The organism is Acetobacter sp. A11-2, from assembly GCF_040208445.1.
GTDB classification, from domain to species: domain Bacteria; phylum Pseudomonadota; class Alphaproteobacteria; order Acetobacterales; family Acetobacteraceae; genus Acetobacter; species Acetobacter oryzoeni.
Genome location: NZ_CP157843.1, coordinates 303,150 through 316,878 on the forward strand (window position 1 = coordinate 303,150; position 13,729 = coordinate 316,878).

Consider the following 13,729-nt stretch of genomic DNA (forward strand, 5'->3'; position numbering starts at 1 on the left):
GGGAGGTGTGGCTGCAAAGATGGGGTCACGCCTAACATTTGCTCTATAAGCATTCCTCTAATATGTAAGCATCCAAAGAATTTTTCCGGCTGCGTGTTGAGGAAGCCTCCGCGCGCTGTTGGCTTTGCGAGCGAAAAGGAATGACATGAAAGTTCTGGCGGTTCACCCCAGCGCCCTGATGTACACGCGGGTCTTTCTCCGTCTGGAGCCTCTTGGCCTGGAGCTGGTGGCTGGTGCGGCCCGCAGTGCGGGGCATGATGTACAGCTTTTGGATCTTCAGGCTGAAACGCATGAAGATTACTGGAAAATGCTGGATGAGTTTCAGCCCGATGTGGTGTGTTACTCCGGCAACTATCTGGCAAACGTGCCAGAAATTCTGGATCTGTGCCGCGAAACCCGCTACCGCAACCCCAATATCTTCCAGTTTGTAGGCGGGCATTCCGTATCCTTTATTGCAAAGGATGTGCTGGAACTTTCTGAAGGTACCATCAACTGCATTCTGAAAGGTGAAGGCGACGCCACGGTTGGGCTGCTGCTGGATGCCGTGCAGAATGGCAAAGATATCTTGGAAGTGCCCGGCGTTATCACCAAGGATGGTGAAGGTCCGCCACCTATTTTTGTAGAATCTCTGGATCAGGTGCGCCCGGCGCGTGATCTTCTGCGCCACCGCAACAAATACTTTATTGGCACGCTGGACCCGGCAGCCTCTATCGAATTTGCACGTGGCTGCCCGTGGGATTGTACATTCTGTTCTGCTTGGACATTCTATGGCCGTTCCTACCGCACAGCCAGCCCGCAGGTGATTGCGGATGAGCTGGAGGAAATTAAGGAACCCGGCATCTTTATCGTGGATGACGTGGCCTTCGTGCATGAAGAGCACGGCATGGCCATTGCCAACGAAATCAAGAAGCGCGGCATTAAAAAGGAATACTACCTTGAAACGCGTGCAGACGTGCTGCTGCGCAACAAGGAAGTGTTTAAGGTCTGGAGTGAAATTGGGCTTTCCTATATCTTCATCGGCATGGAAGCTGTGGATGAAGAAGGCCTGAAGCAGTTCCGTAAACGTGTTTCTCTGGATAAAAACTTTGAAGCGCTGGAATATGCACGTTCTCTGGGTCTGATTGTTGCCATTAACATCATTGCTGATCCTTCATGGGATCGGAAGCGCTTTGAAACGGTGCGCCAGTGGTGTCTGGAAATCCCGGATATCGTGAACATTTCTGTCACCACGCCGTATCCGGGCACAGAAATCTGGCACAAGGAAGCACGCCGCCTGACAACGCGGGATTATCGTCTGTTCGATATTCAGCACGCCGTGCTGCCCACCACGTTGCCGCTGCCAGAGTTTTACGAAGAGCTGGTAAAAACCCAGCAGGTGCTCAACACCAAGCACATGGGTTGGGAAGCGCTGAAAGACACCGCAGGTATTGCGGCGCGTCTGCTACGCAATGGCCAGACCAACTTTGTAAAAATGCTCTGGAAGTTCAATTCGGTCTTCAACCCCAAACTTCAGCTGGCCGATCATCAGCGTCCTGCACGGTATCTGATGCCTGTGCAGCCTGATGCCGTGACCAAGCTGAACAAGAAAGACCTGTATGTGCATGGTCCCGGTGGGCGTAAAACCCGCGCGCTGGATGATGCGACTGAAAAATTTGTAGATACAACCCGTATGGGTGAATGCGCAGAGGCTGACGCCGAAGCGTAAAAAATAAACTAAGGTTTCCGTCTATGCTGGCAAGGCTGGCGGCGGAAACCTTAGGGTTTCTGTGGTGTAGGTTTCAATCACCACACAAAAGGCTTGCCCTGTTTGCGTGCGCAACACCGCCATATGGCGGAAGAGATAGGGCGGCAGGTCAATAGGTCGGTCAGAACCTGCAGGTATTCCATTCCGCTCCCAGTGTTCAGGAAGAGGGAACCACAAGCTTTCCCGTTTGATGAGTTGGCGGGAAAAGTTAAGGGCCGCCACAACAAGCCCAAAGGGCTTATCTGTTGTGTTCAGCTGTGTAGCCATTTCCGGGGATAATCTTGCCGGAACGTACCAGTTTTCGGCTTCTGAAAAAACCTTCCCATGTGCGGTAAGCTGTACTTTCCTGTAATGCACATCCTCTGTTTGCGTATCAGAAGCGCCCAATAGCGTTTTCAGCAGGAATGGCGGGCAGGGCGTACTGCCTTCTGTTTGGCGGTGGGCATGTAAGTTGTTATCCGGCGCCAGATTGTAAGTATTTATCCACTGTTCCAGCACACGTGTGGCGCTGGGGTTGGCAAGCAGTCTGTTTTCCAGTTTTTCTATAAGTGTTGCCAGCATCAGGCGGTGGAGCGGCGTATCCCGCCACTGAGTTGAGGTGTTGTGCATTTTGCTGGGGCCAGAAGGTGCGGAAAGGCTGCTCATGCACGCAATATAGCATGAGAATGCAGGATGGCAGACTGCCTATATGCTTATTCCGTCTGGGCCAGAGCTGCGCTATAAGGCGCGCAACGTATGATGCGGCGTAAATATGTTATTTAAGAAAGGTACAGATAAATGACCCAAACCACAGCAAGCTTTATGGTGGATGGTATGTCGTGCGATGGCTGTGTGTCTGCTATCAAGCGCGCCCTTGCTGCTATTGATGGTGTAGAAGCCACAGATGTTAATCTGGCAACGCGTGAAGTGAAAGTAACGTATGATCCAACTCGGGCTGGCGTTTCTTCCCTGCAGAACGCAATCCGTGGCGCAGGCTACGAAGTAAGCTAAAAGCGGATCTTGGTATTAAAGCCGGTTCTGCCATGCGGCTGGCAGACAGGGGGCGTGATGTTCCCTGTCTAGCTGAGGTAGGTAGAAACTGGCAGTATGCATATTTCCGAATGACACATCAGCGCGGCCAGCAGCCGCTGCAAGATATGCTGAAGCAAGGTGGCTGATCCGTTATGCAGATGAAAAATACATTACGCCTTGGGTTTGTAGCGGTAGGCCTAGCCCTGCTGGGTGGCTGCTCTTCCGAGGTTGGGCGTCTGCCATTGGTTGATACGGATATTACCTGCCTGCGCAAGCAAATGGCCGGGCCGATGTATCTTAGCTTTCCGCTTGCTGCCAATACATGCCAGCGTATGACCAACCACGGCTTTATGTTTGGTGAGAAAAACGCAAAGCCGATTCCGCTGAACCTGAAAGATGCCCCGGATCTTCAGAAACTGGCAGATGAATACGGCTACAGCTATACGCGCTGAAAAGCGGCTGCCTGATCAGTTTTCCAGTTCAGTGTCCCAATACAGATAATCGCGCCAGCTCTCATGCAGGTAGTTAGGCGGAAAGGCACGCCCGTTTTCCTGCAACTGCCAGGATGAGGGGCGTTCTGGCCGATGCCGCGGCAACATGCCAATAACATGCGGAAGGTGCGAACCTTTGCGCAGATTGCAGCAACCGCATGCGGTTACAATATTTTCCCAGCTTGTTTTGCCACCTTTGCAACGTGGGATAACGTGATCAAACGTGAGTTCCTGCGTAGGGTGGCGTTCACCACAATACTGGCAGGAAAAGTTATCACGCAGAAAAACATTAAAGCGGGTGAAGGCTGGCTTACGTGCTGCTGGAATATAATCTTTTAAGGCAATCACACTGGGGAGGCGGATAGTATGGTGCGGAGAATGAACTTCGGTATCGTATTCACTCAGCACAGAAACCCGATCCAGCCACACAGCTTTAATGGCATCCTGCCATGCCCATAGGGAAAGAGGGTAGTAGGAGAGAGGCCGGAAATCTGCATTGAGAACCAACGCAGGAAAGTTGAGGGTACTACCGTCAGGCAAGACTTGTCTCCTCGGCTTATCTTCGAGGGCGCATCTTTCTGCGATCGTAAAACTCGGAGCCGATTGCCTGCAAAAGGTGCGTCGTCGAGGTAATTACTGCATGCAGTATTGCAGAGGTTCTGGAGGGAGGCAACAAAACGGCTGTCTGTTTGGTGCCTCTTTTTAGATTTTAGTAATAGTTTCACGAAAAACATGAACAATTTATTACATAATAGTCAAACAAACCCTGCAGGATGGGTCACACGCTTTGCACCTAGCCCCACGGGCTTTCTGCATCTGGGGCATGTGGCCTCGGCTTTGTATGGCTGGCAAAAGGCGCAGCCGGATGGAGAATGGTTTGTGCGGCTGGAGGACATTGATATCCAGCGCTGCAAACCTGCATTTATTCCCGCCATTCTGGAAGATCTGGAATGGTTGGGGTTGCACTCTGGGCGGGCCGTTTTAAGGCAATCAGCCAATATGCCAGCGTATCAGGCTACGTTGGCAACATTGAATGCAATGGGAATGTTGTATCCCTGTTTTTGCACGCGGTCTGATATCATGCGTGAAAGTGCTGCCATATTCTCGGCACCTCATACGGCTCCAGATGGTAGTTTGTGTTACCCCGGAACGTGCCGCCACCTTTCAGATCAGGAACGGCAGAAGCGTATCAGCCAAGGGCTGCCCCACGTGCTGCGGCTGGATATGGGTAAAGCCTTGCAATGGGTGCATCAGCACACACAAGGCGCACCATTAACGTATCAGGATCAAGAGCGCGGAACAGTTGTGTGTTATCCTGAATTGTTTGGTGATGTGGTTCTTGCGCGCAAGGATATTCCCGCATCCTACCATCTCTGCGTGACGCATGATGATGCTGCCCAAGGTGTTACGCTGGTAACGCGAGGGGAAGATTTACGGCCAGCAACAGATATGCATCGAGTATTGCAAACACTTATGGGGTGGAACGTGCCGGCATATAGTTTTCACCCTCTATTGTGTAACGCAGAAGGGCGCAGATTGGCCAAGCGGGATGGAGCATTAGCTGTGCGCGCTATGCGTGAAGCTGGCCTTTCGGCGGAAGATGTGCGGTGCAAAGCAGGTTTCCCTCATATTTTTGAGAGATAAACCCTGAATTGCGTACAAAAAACGCGGCGTATGAGAAATCTCCGGTTCCGCCAGAGGCCGAACAGGATTACTGTGCCGCCCCAGAACCAAATGTCTGTTTCTGGGGCATGGGTGATGTCCTGGTTATTGGCATGAAAAACATAGTGTCGGAAAGTAAGAGAACCATGAGCATTGTTGCTGACCGCATGAACAGGATCAGCCCGAGCCAGACGATTGTCATTTCGACACGGGCCCGCGCACTCAAAGCCGAAGGCCGGAATATCATCAGCCTTTCTGCCGGTGAGCCAGATTTTCGCACGCCCGAAAACATCTCCCGCGCAGCGGCCAAGGCAATTGAAAACGGCCAGACCCGTTATACTGATGTTGCTGGCATGCCAGAACTGCGTAAGGCTGTAGCAGAGCGCTTTAAGCTTGATAGTGGTCTGGATTACACGCCAGAGGAAGTTATTGTTTCCACTGGCGGCAAGCAGATTATCTACAATGCCATGATGTCCACCCTTAACCCGGGTGATGAGGCCATTATTCCGGCACCTTGCTGGGTTTCTTACCCCGATATTGTCACGCTGGCAGAAGGCACACCTGTTATTGTGCCCTGCAAACGTGAAAATGGTTTTCGGATTACGGCAGAACAGCTGGAAGCCGCTATTACACCACGCACAAAATGGTTTTTCCTGAACTCCCCCTGTAACCCAACAGGTGTTGCCTATTCAGCCGAAGATCTGCGCCCGCTGTGTGATGTTCTGCTCCGCCACCCGCATGTGTGGATCTTTACAGACGATATCTACGCCAAGCTGGTTTACGATGGCTTCCGCCCCGCCACCTTTGTGGAAGTGGAGCCGCTGCTGCGTAGCCGCACCGTTACCATGAATGGCGTTTCCAAGGCGTATGCCATGACAGGCTGGCGTATTGGTTTTTCCGGCGCTCCGGTGGAACTGACAAAAGCCATGAACAAACTGCAGGGACAGTCCACTTCCAACACCTGCTCCATCGCGCAGGCTGCGGCTGTGGAAGCACTTACCGGCCCGCAGGACTTTATTCAGGAAATGGTTGCCACCTATCAGGGGCGGCGTGACATGGTTGTTTCCATGCTGAATGAAGCCGAAGGGATGGAATGCGATATGCCACAAGGTGCATTCTATGTGTTCCCGTCGGTGGAAAAATGTTTGGGCAAAACATCTCCGGGCGGCAAAAAGCTGGAAACGGATGAAGATTTTGTAACAGCCCTTCTGGAAGAAGAAGGCGTTGCTGCCGTGCATGGTTCGGCCTTCATGTTCCCCGGCCATATCCGTATTTCCTATGCAACGGATACAGATAGCCTGCGCGAAGCCTGCACGCGTATTCAACGTTTTTGCAAAGGGCTGCTGTAAAATATGGCGCGGTCTTTTGCGAACAGACTAAAAGGTTTGCCTGCGCCTGCCACTATTGAAATGGCACGCCGTGCACGCGCTCTTAAGGCGGAGGGCAAGCCCGTTATCTCCCTTGCGTTGGGGGAGCCGGATTTTGCCACGCCGCCTGCCGTGGTGGAGGCTGCCCATCAGGCAGCCTTGGCCGGGCAGACCAAATATCCACCCGTAGATGGCACGCCTGCACTTAAGGCGGCCATTGCCCGCAAGTTCACGCGTGAAAACGGGCTGGATTACAAGCCGGAGGAGATTATGGTCTCCAACGGTGGCAAGCAGGTTATTTTTAATGCGTTCATGGCCACGCTGAATGCGGGTGATGAAGTGGTGGTGCCCACACCTTACTGGGTGAGCTATCCGCTTATTGCCCGTATGTTTGGTGGCACACCTGTTTATGTTTCCTGCCGGGAGGAAGACGGCTTTCGCCTGAAGGCAGATGAACTGGCAAAAGTGCTAACACCCCGCACGCGTTGGGTGGTGCTGAACTTCCCCAATAACCCAACAGGTGGTGTGTGCTCAGCGGATGATCTGCGCGCTATTGCGGAAGTGCTACGGCAGTATCCAGATATCTGGATACTTTCAGATGAGATTTACGAACACCTGGTGTTTGATGGTGCAAAATCAGCATCCATCGCGGCGGTTGCGCCTGATCTAAAAGACCGCACCATTACCCTCAACGGTGTTTCCAAAGCGTATGCCATGACAGGCTGGCGCGTTGGTTTTGCAGGTGGTCCGGCAGATCTTATTGCCACCATGCGGGGTGTTCAGGGCAATGCCACGTCTGGCGTATGTTCCATAGCGCAGGCAGCAGCTGCAGCTGCCTTGGATGGCCCGGCAGATCTGGTGCAGGAAATGGTGGCAACATATGGCCGCCGCCGCCGGATGGTGGTGGAAGCCTTGCGCGCTATTCCGGGCTTTACCTGTGCTATGCCAGATGGTGCGTTTTATGCGTATCCGGGTGTTGCTGGGTGCCTTGGCCGCACGACAGCAGCAGGCAAACGGCTGGAAACAGACCATGACTTTGCACTGGCCTTGCTGGAAGAGGCTTTTGTAGCCACCGTGCCGGGAAGCGCCTTTGGGCATTCACCTTATTTGCGCCTGTCTTGCGCAACGGCAGATGAAACACTGCAAGAGGCCTGCCAGCGTATTGCTCAGTTTGTAGAAGGCTTGCAGTAAGGCTTTTAAGTAAAAACGCAGGCTTATTTGAGAATAAGTCCTGCGTTTTTATTATTCTTTTAAAACGTTGCGGGCATAATGGTGAGCAAGTGCCGTGCTGTCTTCCGTTTCCGGTAGCAGCCCTACCAGTTGCAGTTCATCACAATACTGCGCCAGTTGATCGCGTAATGATTTGCCAATAACAGGCCGGATAGCTGGTTCGCTGTGCAGCATTGCGCGTATGCTGGCAGCAGAAAGATCCGAAACATCCGGGGCAATCAGGGTTGCGGCATCATCGCGGTGGATGTCTGTCCATCGGGCGGCATCACGCAGGGCCAGCACAAGGGCAATGGCTGCATCCGGGTCATCCTGTAGCACAGAGCTGGAGGCACCAAGCACCATGCTTGTGCGCTCGGCATAATGGCCTGTGTTGCTGCCGGCCAGTTCAATAAACAGATCAGGGAATGATTGGAGCAGCCACCAAGCCTGATAATCATGCGCGACAACAGCATCAATTCTTTGGTTGCGCGCGGCATCATCAATTTGCGGGAGCGGCAAGTCCAGCCAGTTGATGCGGTTCATGGCGTCCAATCCCTTCCGACGCATCATGATGGCAAAAAACAGCTTATCTGCCGCGTTCTGGTCCATAACGGCTACAGTGTGGCCCATAAGCTGGTCCAGCCGTGTAATATGGCTACTGCGGCGCACGAGCAGGCGGAAGTTGCCGGGCTGCACACCAATCAGCAATTGCGCATTAAGCCCTGCATAAAGGTGCCTGAGCCACGTAAGGGCAGGGGCTACGGCGTAGGGAATGTCACCTCTGGCCAGTGCATTAATGGTGTCTTCTCCATTAATGGTGGCAAAGGGTAAATCTACATCCAGGCTATAATGCGCAAAAAAACCTTTTTGCGCGGCGACAGCCAATACAGGTGCCGATCCAGAATTGGGCCAACCTATTTTGATCTGCCGATAAGTGCCATCTGGCTGTTTGTGTGGATGATGTTTGCCACGCCTTGCCAGAAAGGTTCCTCCACCAATGGCGGCAATACCACCCATGCCAGCAAGCAGGAGGTTACGACGTGTTTGGGAAGGACCTTGGGCGCTCATTTCTGTAGGTTTACTATGTCTTGCTGTGTCTGTCGCTTGATGAGTGATGGAGGGAATATGAAAAAAAATAAAAAAGGGGGTTTACGGCGCGATTTAGGTTAGCTATATGCTCCCTCGCTGGTCCCGAATAGCTCAGTTGGTAGAGCAAGCGACTGTTAATCGCTGGGTCGTAGGTTCGAGTCCTACTTCGGGAGCCAGCCTTATTTCCTTCTAAAATTTATAAAATGCAGCAATGCCTTAGAGCATTTGTTTTGCGTGTAAGCTTGTGTCGTGAGCAGCTGTTAAAACAACTGCCCACCTAAACACAATTACGGCTGAGGCAATGCGGCAATACCGGTTAATTCCACCTTCCATGTGGGGTCAGCCAGTTTGGCTTCTACCGTTGCGCGGGCTGGTTTGTTGTTTCTGTCTAGCCACGCATCCCATGCACGGTTCATGCCAGCCATATCATTCATGTCAGCCAAAAAGATCTGAACAGAAATAAGATGGCCTTTATCTGTGCCTGCTTCAGCCAATAAGGCATCTACTTGCCGTAGAATATCAGCCATTTGGCCTTCAGCATCCAACGAGGAATCGTCGGCAATCTGGCCGGCTAGATAAACAAGGCCATTATGAACAACGGCGCCTGTCAGACGTTCTTCGGGGGCAAGACGTTTAATGCTCATGATTTTGGGCTCTTTGCTGTTGTGAATAGAGTCTTGCGGAAAGTGTTAGGCAAACGGCATATTATCAATAAGCCGAATGCTCCCTAGGCTGGCAGCCACAAACAGGCGCGTATCTTTGCCTGCAATAGGGGCGGGTGCCAGATTTTCCGCATGGCGGAGTTCTAGATAATGGACGTAAAAGCCTGCTTTCTTCAATGTCTCACGGCATGTGTCTAAGCTGCTTTCTACGCTTGTACCATTCTTCATGGCTGCAAGGCATGCTGCCAGGGCTTGGGGTAGAAGAGCGGCCTGTTGGCGTTGTTCTGGAGTAAGCCTGCGGTTGCGGGATGAAAGCGCCAGCCCGTCTGTTTCCCGCAAGGTCGGCACGGGCAGTATATCCACTGGTAAATCCAGATCTTGCACCATGCGTTTGATGAGGCAGAGCTGCTGGTAGTCTTTTTCACCAAAAGCCGCGATATTGGCGCGTGTTTGTAAAAACAGCTTGGTGACCACTGTGGCAACGCCATCAAAATGGCCGGGTCTGTCTCCTCCACACAGCATGTTGTCCAGCCCGGAAACACTTATGCGGGTTGCAAAGCCGGGTGGGTACATCTGGCTTTCATCCGGCGCATAAAGCACATCCACTTTGCCAGTCTTGCGTAACAAGGAGGCATCGTCTTCCAGCCCACGTGGGTAATGCTGGAAATCACTGGTGTTATTGAATTGAATGGGGTTTACAAAAATGGATACAATCCGACGAGCGGCCTTGCCATCCAGCGCGTTGATGAGTGAAAGATGGCCAGCATGAAGTGCACCCATAGTTGGCACAAATCCAATAGTTTGACCCTCTTTCTGCCAACTGGAACTTAAAGCTGCCAGTTCTGCTTTGGTTTTTATAATCTGCATAATGGAAGTCCTGAACGGTCAGTAATTTTGCAAGCCGGAACACAGCGCCAAGCTTTGTTGGGCTGCAATGTATCGTTGAAACTGTCTTACTGCCAGAACTGACCAGAAAGCCTTCTGGGGAGGGTCTCTTTTATGCATATCCAGGCACGCCAAAACAGAGCTTTTAGGCAGAGTGAAAAGACCAAAGTCTGTGCTATAAAGGCGCATGTCTTACGCTGATTTCGTCCACCTTCGTGTTCATTCTGCCTATTCGCTCAGCCAAGGGGCCATTCGTGTGCCCGATATTGTGGGGCTGGCGAAGGAAATGCATATGCCTGCCGTGGGCATTGCTGATTCAGGTAATTTGTTCGGGGCGTTGGAATTTTCTCAGTATTGTACAAAAAGCGGTATCCAGCCCATTATTGGCAGCCAGATTGGCCTGCCTGCGCGTAATGACAAACCCGGATCCCCAGCTGAACCTGTCGTGCTTCTGGCGCAGAACGAGGCAGGGTTGGCCAATCTCCAGTTTCTTTCTTCAGCCGGGTTTCAGAATTCAGATCCGGCAGATCCTTTTGTCTCGCTAGACCTGCTGTGTGAAAAAGCAGAGGGGCTGCTGCTGCTAACCGGTGGCACACGTGGGCCACTGTTCCAGATGCTGGCGGAAGGGCAAACGGAAGACGCTGAAAAATGGCTGTCCCGTGTGCATGAGGCATTTGGTGACAGGCTGATTGTAGAACTGCACCGGCATGGTCTGGCTATTGAAAAAGCCGTGGAACCGGGCGTGCTGACATTGGCAGATCGGTTCGGGCTGCCTTTGGTGGCCACCAATGAATGCTTTTTTCCTACGCCAGAAATGTACGAAGCGCAGGATGCTCTGTTGTGCATTGCCCAAGGGCGCACCATGGCAGAAAAAGATCGCTTCCGCGTTACGCCGGAACATTGGTTCAAGCCGCCGGAAATGATGCGCGCACTTTTTGCCGATCTGCCAGATGCGTGTGACAACACATTGGAAATTGCGCGCCGGTGCGCCATTAAAGTGGAAACCCGCAAACCACTTCTGCCTGTTTGCCCCAAGGTAAGAGAAGGCGCGACAGAAGATGAAACCCTGCGCGCCATGGCGTGGGAAGGGTTGGAACGCCGCATGTCCAGTATGAAGCTGGATGCCGAAACCGTAGAAAAATACAAGGAACGTTTGCGTTTCGAGCTGGATATTATCTCCAAGATGGGGTTCCCCGGTTACTTCATGATCGTGGCGGACTTTATTCAGTGGGCGAAGGCGCATGGCATTCCGGTTGGGCCGGGCCGTGGTTCTGGTGCGGGGTCCTTGGCCGCGTGGGCGCTTACCATTACGGATATTGACCCTATTCCGTTCAATCTGCTGTTCGAACGTTTTCTAAACCCAGAACGCGTTTCCATGCCTGACTTTGATATCGATTTCTGTCAGGATCGGCGAGACGAAGTAATTGCCTATGTGCGGCGTGAATATGGGGCAGATCGCGTTGCGCAGATTATTACCTTCGGTAAGCTGCAAGCGCGTGCTGCTGTGCGCGATGTTGGGCGCGTGCTGGGCCTGCCATACGGTATGGTTAACCGTGTGGCAGAGCTTATTCCCAACAACCCCGCTAAGCCGGTTACTCTGAAGGAAGCTATTGCAGGCGAGCCTAAGCTGCAGGAAATGCGTGATAATGATGAGGCCCTGCGCAGGTTGCTGGAAATTGCCCAGCAGCTAGAAGGGCTTTTCCGTCATGCCAGTACGCATGCGGCGGGTGTGGTTATTGGGGATAGGCCGCTTGTGCAGCTTGTGCCGCTGTACCGAGACCCCAAAAGTGATACGCTGGTTACCCAGTATAACATGAAGTTTGTTGAGCAGGCGGGCCTCGTTAAGTTCGACTTTCTTGGCTTAACAACACTTACCATTCTCAAACGGGGTGTCGATTTTATCCGCCGAATGGGGAAGGATGTGGATATCAGCCACATACCGTTGGATGACCCCAAAACGTATGAAATGCTGGGGCGGGGTGATACCGCCGGCGTGTTCCAGTTTGAAGGCGCGGGCATGCGCGATGTTCTCAAACAGATGCGGCCCACCCGAATAGAAGATCTTATTGCTGCTGTGGCGCTGTATCGCCCCGGCCCAATGGCCAACATTCCCGATTACTGCCGCAGAAAACACGGTGAGGCTTGGGAGCCCCCGCACGAGGAAATCCGTGATATTCTTGAAGAGACCTATGGCATCATGGTCTATCAGGAACAGGTGATGCAGATTGCCCAGAAAATGGCTGGCTACAGTCTGGGTGGCGCAGATTTGCTACGCCGAGCCATGGGTAAAAAGATCCGTTCAGAAATGGATCACCAGCGCGAAATCTTTACAGAAGGCGCAACCAAACGCGGGATTGACCGTGATAAAGCCGTTGAGGTGTTTGACCTCATGGCCAAGTTTGCAGATTATGGTTTTAATAAATCCCATGCTGCAGCTTACGCTTTTGTCTCCTACCAAACAGCATGGATGAAGGCTAACCACCCGGTAGCCTTTTTGGCAGCCTGTATGTCTCTGGCGCGGGAGCGTACAGAAAAACTTGCTGCTTTGCGGCAGGAAGCAGAGCGCATGCACATTGCTGTTCTACCGCCGAATATCAATAAATCAGAAGCTGATTTCTCGGTAGAAAAACAACCAGATGGCACATATGCCATCCGTTATGCGCTGGCTGCCATTAAAAAGGTTGGCTATGGCGCAATGGAAGCGCTGGTAGATGCAAGGGGAGAAAAACCCTTTAAAAATCTGGCGGATTTTGCAATCCGTATTGACCCGAAGCACATCAACCGGATGCAGTTGGAAAATCTGGCAAAAGCTGGTGCGTTTGAATGTATTGATAAAAACCGGGCACGCGTTTTCAGGTCCGCAGATGTTATCTTGCGGCGGGCGCATAGCCAGGCGCAGGAGGCTGCTTCTGGCCAAATTGGGTTGTTTGGCGGGCCGGGTGAAGTTGAGCCTTTGCGTTTAGTGGAAGGCCATGATTGGCCAGAGTTTGAGCGTCTGGCGATGGAAGCCGAAGCTATTGGCTTCCATATGACAGCCCACCCGCTGGATGCATATGGTTCGGTACTGCGTCGTCTGGGGGTTACACGTACATCGCAGTTGTTAACTGCGGCGGAGCTTGGCGGCGGGCGTGTTAAAATTGCTGGCTGTGTAGTGGATAAAAAGGAGCGTCCCACACGCACGGGTAACAAAATGGCATGGGTGCGCCTTTCCGATGCATCAGGCGGCTGCGAAGTAACCGTTTTTTCGGAAGTGCTGACGCGTGTGCGCGATATTCTGGTGGCGGGCACGGCTATTCTCGTAACAGCTGATTTAAAGCTGGAAGGGGAAGCCCTGCGCCTTACCGCGACAGATATTGTGGATTTGGAAGCAGCTGCGGCGCAAGGGCAAAGCGAAATGCGTGTTTGGTTGGAAAAGCCAGATGCCTTGCCAGATTTACAAGCTATTCTAGAACCACAAAAGGGCGGAGCAGGACGGATTGTTCTGCTGCCAGGTGTTGCAGATAGTTGTGATGTAGAAGTGCGGTTGCGCGGACGCTATAAGGTTACGCCCGTGTTGGGGCAAAGGCTGCGCACGCTTTCTGGTGTTTCACGGGTGGAACAGGTCTGACA

The 13,729-nt window shown here is 52.5% G+C and carries 12 protein-coding genes and 1 tRNA gene; 8 read left to right on the forward strand and 5 right to left on the reverse strand.

All coding sequences use genetic code 11. The annotated features are described in order from the left end of the window. Nucleotides 1-145 precede the first annotated feature (145 nt). On the forward strand, nucleotides 146-1,705 hold the full coding sequence (gene hpnR, locus ABNV41_RS01495) for a hopanoid C-3 methylase HpnR (protein ID WP_050818349.1): 1,560 nt from the start codon (nucleotides 146-148) through the stop codon (nucleotides 1,703-1,705). A gap of 21 nt (nucleotides 1,706-1,726) precedes the next feature. Here hpnR and ABNV41_RS01500 read toward each other — a convergent pair whose 3' ends face one another. After that, nucleotides 1,727-2,389, reverse strand: a complete 663-nt coding sequence (locus ABNV41_RS01500; RefSeq protein WP_050818348.1) for a hypothetical protein — start codon at nucleotides 2,387-2,389, stop codon at nucleotides 1,727-1,729. A gap of 132 nt (nucleotides 2,390-2,521) precedes the next feature. Here ABNV41_RS01500 and ABNV41_RS01505 point away from each other — a divergent pair, with 132 nt between their 5' ends. Together ABNV41_RS01505 and ABNV41_RS01510 are read left to right on the forward strand one after the other, a co-directional pair. Then, nucleotides 2,522-2,734, forward strand: a complete 213-nt coding sequence (locus tag ABNV41_RS01505; protein WP_003623174.1) for a heavy-metal-associated domain-containing protein — start codon at nucleotides 2,522-2,524, stop codon at nucleotides 2,732-2,734. A gap of 173 nt (nucleotides 2,735-2,907) precedes the next feature. Then, complete coding sequence (locus ABNV41_RS01510; RefSeq protein ID WP_003623170.1) at nucleotides 2,908-3,207, forward strand: hypothetical protein; 300 nt, start codon at nucleotides 2,908-2,910, stop codon at nucleotides 3,205-3,207. A 15-nt stretch (nucleotides 3,208-3,222) separates the two neighbouring features. Here the strand turns inward: ABNV41_RS01510 and ABNV41_RS01515 are convergent, their stop codons facing one another. Next, a complete protein-coding gene (locus ABNV41_RS01515) occupies nucleotides 3,223-3,786 on the reverse strand; it encodes an HNH endonuclease (protein ID WP_050818347.1) in 564 nt (187 codons plus the stop codon). A 192-nt stretch (nucleotides 3,787-3,978) separates the two neighbouring features. Between ABNV41_RS01515 and gluQRS the strand changes: the two genes are divergently transcribed. Genes gluQRS through ABNV41_RS01530 form a run of 3 tightly spaced genes read left to right on the forward strand, consistent with a single transcriptional unit; the run spans nucleotide 3,979 to nucleotide 7,466 of the window. Further along, a complete protein-coding gene (gluQRS, locus tag ABNV41_RS01520; RefSeq protein WP_050818346.1) occupies nucleotides 3,979-4,890 on the forward strand; it encodes a tRNA glutamyl-Q(34) synthetase GluQRS in 912 nt (303 codons plus the stop codon). Between the two features lie 8 nt (nucleotides 4,891-4,898). After that, on the forward strand, nucleotides 4,899-6,257 hold the full coding sequence (locus ABNV41_RS01525) for a pyridoxal phosphate-dependent aminotransferase (protein ID WP_196332572.1): 1,359 nt from the start codon (nucleotides 4,899-4,901) through the stop codon (nucleotides 6,255-6,257). A 3-nt stretch (nucleotides 6,258-6,260) separates the two neighbouring features. Next, nucleotides 6,261-7,466 (forward strand): pyridoxal phosphate-dependent aminotransferase, encoded by a 1,206-nt coding sequence (locus ABNV41_RS01530; protein ID WP_050818345.1) that lies wholly within the window; start codon nucleotides 6,261-6,263, stop codon nucleotides 7,464-7,466. Between the two features lie 51 nt (nucleotides 7,467-7,517). On the opposite strand, the gene ABNV41_RS01535 is transcribed toward ABNV41_RS01530, so the two are convergent. After that, complete coding sequence (locus ABNV41_RS01535) at nucleotides 7,518-8,552, reverse strand: ABC transporter substrate-binding protein (protein WP_050818344.1); 1,035 nt, start codon at nucleotides 8,550-8,552, stop codon at nucleotides 7,518-7,520. A 121-nt stretch (nucleotides 8,553-8,673) separates the two neighbouring features. Here ABNV41_RS01535 and ABNV41_RS01540 point away from each other — a divergent pair. After that, a tRNA-Asn gene (locus ABNV41_RS01540) sits at nucleotides 8,674-8,749 on the forward strand. Between the two features lie 111 nt (nucleotides 8,750-8,860). On the opposite strand, the gene ABNV41_RS01545 is transcribed toward ABNV41_RS01540, so the two are convergent. Together ABNV41_RS01545 and panC are read right to left on the reverse strand one after the other, a co-directional pair. Further along, on the reverse strand, nucleotides 8,861-9,217 hold the full coding sequence (locus ABNV41_RS01545) for a RidA family protein (protein ID WP_050818343.1): 357 nt from the start codon (nucleotides 9,215-9,217) through the stop codon (nucleotides 8,861-8,863). A 45-nt stretch (nucleotides 9,218-9,262) separates the two neighbouring features. Beyond that, nucleotides 9,263-10,102 (reverse strand): pantoate--beta-alanine ligase, encoded by an 840-nt coding sequence (gene panC, locus ABNV41_RS01550; protein WP_050818342.1) that lies wholly within the window; start codon nucleotides 10,100-10,102, stop codon nucleotides 9,263-9,265. Nucleotides 10,103-10,307: 205 nt separating this feature from the next. Here panC and dnaE point away from each other — a divergent pair, with 205 nt between their 5' ends. Beyond that, nucleotides 10,308-13,727, forward strand: coding sequence for a DNA polymerase III subunit alpha (dnaE, locus tag ABNV41_RS01555; RefSeq protein ID WP_050818340.1), 3,420 nt, complete (start codon nucleotides 10,308-10,310; stop codon nucleotides 13,725-13,727). The last annotated feature ends 2 nt before the right edge of the window (nucleotides 13,728-13,729 follow it).

What these genes read in the sequence shown, in the direction of transcription:
- dnaE (WP_050818340.1), top strand. Translation starts at nt 10,308, where the DNA reads ATGTCTTACGCTGATTTCGTCCACCTTCGTGTTCATTCTGCCTATTCG.
- ABNV41_RS01500 (WP_050818348.1), bottom strand. Translation starts at nt 2,389, where the DNA reads ATGAGCAGCCTTTCCGCACCTTCTGGCCCCAGCAAAATGCACAACACC.
- ABNV41_RS01530 (WP_050818345.1), top strand. Translation starts at nt 6,261, where the DNA reads ATGGCGCGGTCTTTTGCGAACAGACTAAAAGGTTTGCCTGCGCCTGCC.
- ABNV41_RS01545 (WP_050818343.1), bottom strand. Translation starts at nt 9,217, where the DNA reads ATGAGCATTAAACGTCTTGCCCCCGAAGAACGTCTGACAGGCGCCGTT.
- panC (WP_050818342.1), bottom strand. Translation starts at nt 10,102, where the DNA reads ATGCAGATTATAAAAACCAAAGCAGAACTGGCAGCTTTAAGTTCCAGT.
- hpnR (WP_050818349.1), top strand. Translation starts at nt 146, where the DNA reads ATGAAAGTTCTGGCGGTTCACCCCAGCGCCCTGATGTACACGCGGGTC.
- gluQRS (WP_050818346.1), top strand. Translation starts at nt 3,979, where the DNA reads ATGAACAATTTATTACATAATAGTCAAACAAACCCTGCAGGATGGGTC.
- ABNV41_RS01510 (WP_003623170.1), top strand. Translation starts at nt 2,908, where the DNA reads ATGCAGATGAAAAATACATTACGCCTTGGGTTTGTAGCGGTAGGCCTA.
- ABNV41_RS01505 (WP_003623174.1), top strand. Translation starts at nt 2,522, where the DNA reads ATGACCCAAACCACAGCAAGCTTTATGGTGGATGGTATGTCGTGCGAT.
- ABNV41_RS01535 (WP_050818344.1), bottom strand. Translation starts at nt 8,552, where the DNA reads ATGAGCGCCCAAGGTCCTTCCCAAACACGTCGTAACCTCCTGCTTGCT.